Below are 3,433 nucleotides of genomic sequence, written 5' to 3'. Positions count from 1 at the left end.
GTCCAATTGTTTGCCGAGTCGACAGCGCCATTCCGTTCGTATGAAGCCAAACTTCTCGTGGATACGAGAGAGATTCCTTACTACGAAAGCTTGCAAGGTGTGCAGGAGTGGTGGAGCGCAATGCCGGAATATCGCCCTGCTTTCGTCCCAGCTGCCGCCAAAGAACCGATGTACTCAACGTGGTACAGTATGCACCAGAATGTAACGGATGAACAGATTGAACAGCAGTGTCAGATTGCCAAGAAACTCGGGATGGAAGCCGTCATCGTAGATGATGGTTGGCAGACGGAGGATAATCACAGAGGGTATGCCTACTGTGGGGATTGGGAGGCATACGCCGGGAAATTCCCTGATATGAAGCGACATGTGGATGCGGTTCATCACCTGGGCATGAAATTTATTCTATGGTACTCTGTGCCTTTTATCGGTAAATACAGTCATGTGTGGGATCAATTCAAAGACAAAATTCTGCGTTTTAATGACAATCATGGCGCCGCCGTGCTTGACCCGAGATACCCGGATGTTCGGGAGTACATCATTCATAAATATGAAGAAGCAGTGAAAGAATGGGACCTCGACGGATTTAAGCTGGACTTCATCGATACGTTTTATTCGCCGGAACTGCAGCTCCCCTCGACGGTTGAAGGGAAKGACTATGAGTCGATTCCGGCAGCTGTCGACCGTCTCTTAACGGATTCGATCGGCAGGCTGAGAGAGCTGAAACCGGATATGATGATCGAGTTCCGCCAAATGTATATTGGCCCGGCCATGCGCAAGTACGGCAATATGTTTCGTGCGTCGGATTGTCCGAATGATAGCATTCAGAACCGGGTGCGGACGCTGGATATTCGACTGATTTGCGGAAATACGGCAGCTCATGCGGATATGATTATGTGGCATCCGGAAGATCCGGTGGAAAGCGCCGCACTCCAGCTGATTAACTGCTTGTTCTCCGTACCGCAAGTTTCTGCGCTTCTGGATAAATTACCATCCGAGCACTTGTCGATGCTGGGCTATTGGCTTGCTTTTTGGAAAGAGAACCGGGATCTGCTGCTGGACGGCAGGATTGAGCCGATGAATCCGGAGCTGTTATACCCGCTTGTACGTTCTGTTAAAGGGGACAAAGGGATTGTTGTCGCTTACCATGACAGCATTGTGCCCATTCCTGCGGCAAGTTCCATAACGAAGTGGATTGTGGTGAACGGCAGAAGGCAGGATGGCCTTTATATTGAGGTATCGGAAACTGTTGTGGCAACTAAGGTGGTCATTACATCATGCACGGGTGAGGTTGTGGAGGAGGTGTCCGCCGAATACACGGCAGGCATTCATAAGTTAGCGATTCCAGCTTCCGGAACGGCAACCCTCTACCTTTCATAGTCATTCTAAAAGCTCGTACCTATTAGGAGGTTTCTCTCATGAACTATTTGGCTGACGAACAACGATATACAAAAATGTCTTATCATCGGACGGGATTGAGCGGGCTTAAGTTGCCGCCGATCTCGCTCGGGTTATGGCATAACTTTGGCGGCGTAGATACCTTCGAGAATAGCAGAGCTCTGGCGCGTCACGCCTTTGATTTGGGTATTACGCATTTTGACCTTGCGAATAATTACGGGCCGCCGGCAGGTTCAGCGGAAGAAACGTTCGGGCAGATTATGAAAAAGGATCTGCTCCCCTATCGCGATGAGCTGATCATCGCCACGAAGGCAGGCTATCGCATGTKGGATGGCCCGTACGGTGAGCGTGGCTCCCGGAAAAGCATGCTTGCCAGTCTGGATCAGAGCCTGAAGCGGTTAGGCTTGGATTATGTTGATATCTTTTATTCCCATCGTTTTGACGCCGAAACGCCGCTTGAAGAAACGATGGGCGCTTTGGATCAGGCTGTACGCCAGGGGAAAGCACTGTATGTTGGCGTGTCCAACTATAATGCCGAACAAACCGAGAAGGCAGCGGGCATTTTGAAAAGCCTGGGAACTCCGTTCGTGATCCACCAAGTGCATTATTCCATGTTCGAAAGAAAGCTGGAACACGGCTTGCAGGATGTGCTGGCACAAGAGGGCATCGGTTCGATCGCTTATAGCCCGTTAGCTAGAGGACTGCTCACCGATCGCTATTTGGAGAACATTCCGGCAGACTCGCGTGCAGCTGGGGGCAGTGTATTTCTGCGGCCTGAAGACATAACCGAGGAGAAAATTGCGAAATCACGGCTATTGCATGCCTTGGCGCAGGAGCGAGGGCAAAGTCTGGCCCAAATGGCCTTGGCGTGGGTTCTTCGCAAGGGGCACGTGACTTCCGCTTTGATCGGGGCAAGCAAAGTGAAGCAATTGGATGATAATGTGGCAGCTTTGAACCAGCTTCATTTTGCAGAGGACGAATTGGCTTTAATTGATCAAATTCTTGCAGGATGATTCATTTAAATATCGTAGTAGCCGGAGGAGGAAATAGAAATGAGCATGGGGATACCATTCAGTAAGGAAACGTTCACGAAGCATATTTTGCAGCAACCGGTTTTGGATACTCACACGCACCTAGTGGGGGATCGCCTCGCTGCCAGAGATTTTTGGGAGGTTGCCCATTACTTCTGGCTGTTTCGCGAAATGCAGGCAGTAGGTTATCCGGCAAATGCTATGGAGCTCCCAGAGGATGTGCGGATCCCTGCGTTCTTAGATGCGTACCAGGCAACCAGAAATACCTTGATGAACATAGCGTTTACGCATATTTTAAAAGATCTTTATGGCCTAACTCTCAGCGATAAGGCTTCCGTCCTCGAAGCAGACAGCGCCATCAAGCAGTCTGCCCAGAGAGCTGAATGGGCGCAAGAGGTAGCGAACCGTATGCAAGCCGGGCGGTTCGTCGTGAATATCCCGGAGCATGCCGAGTTTCAAGGCATGGAACACAATGCCATTCTCATCCCAAGGATTGATGGGAAATTGGGGGCATGGGTGAAGGAAATCGAAGCGTCGAGTGACCGAGCTGCGGCATTGGTGGAGACACGTGCGAAGCTCGGACAATTGTTGGACGCGTACCAAGAGGATGGCGTCAAGGGGATCATGACAACACTGCCGAGCTATAATGCCAGCGCCAATAATAAAGTCGTCATCGGGCAAGACAGCACCAAAGATGAGATCCTGATGATGCTCTTGCACGAAATCGGAGCTGCTGCTGAGCAGCGGGGGTTGCTTGTGCAGCTATTTCTCGGCGTGGAACGCTCCTGGTGCGGTACAGCCGTGCCGGTGAATGATCCGGCGCGTATCTTGAAGCTGTCCGCACTATTTGAAGCGTATGCCTGTCCGTTTGAGCTTGTCGTTGCCTCGGAGCTGAATAACCTGGATATCGTGCAGGCAGCATGGAATTTCCCTAATGTGCACGTCGGCGGACATTGGTGGTTTAACTTCCGGGCGAGCACGTACCGGGACAGCATGCAGTACAGGCT

At 51.2% G+C, this 3,433-nt stretch carries 3 protein-coding genes; all 3 read left to right on the top strand.

Annotation, left to right across the window (positions count from 1 at the left end; translation table 11 throughout):
- On the top strand, window positions 1-1,377 hold a 1,377-nt coding region (locus AC1DUA_RS29765), incomplete at its 5' end, for a glycoside hydrolase family 36 protein (RefSeq protein ID WP_477503180.1).
- Between the two features lie 38 nt (window positions 1,378-1,415).
- Window positions 1,416-2,408, top strand: a complete 993-nt coding sequence (locus AC1DUA_RS29760; protein WP_477503179.1) for an aldo/keto reductase — start codon at window positions 1,416-1,418, stop codon at window positions 2,406-2,408.
- Between the two features lie 39 nt (window positions 2,409-2,447).
- Window positions 2,448-3,433 (top strand): glucuronate isomerase (locus AC1DUA_RS29755; protein ID WP_477503178.1); only part of this gene is annotated, 986 nt, incomplete at its 3' end.

Source organism: Paenibacillus sp. 01T422 (assembly GCF_056398785.1).
The sequence above is the reverse complement of the archived record's forward strand: the minus strand, read 5'-3'. Positions and strand labels throughout refer to the sequence as shown.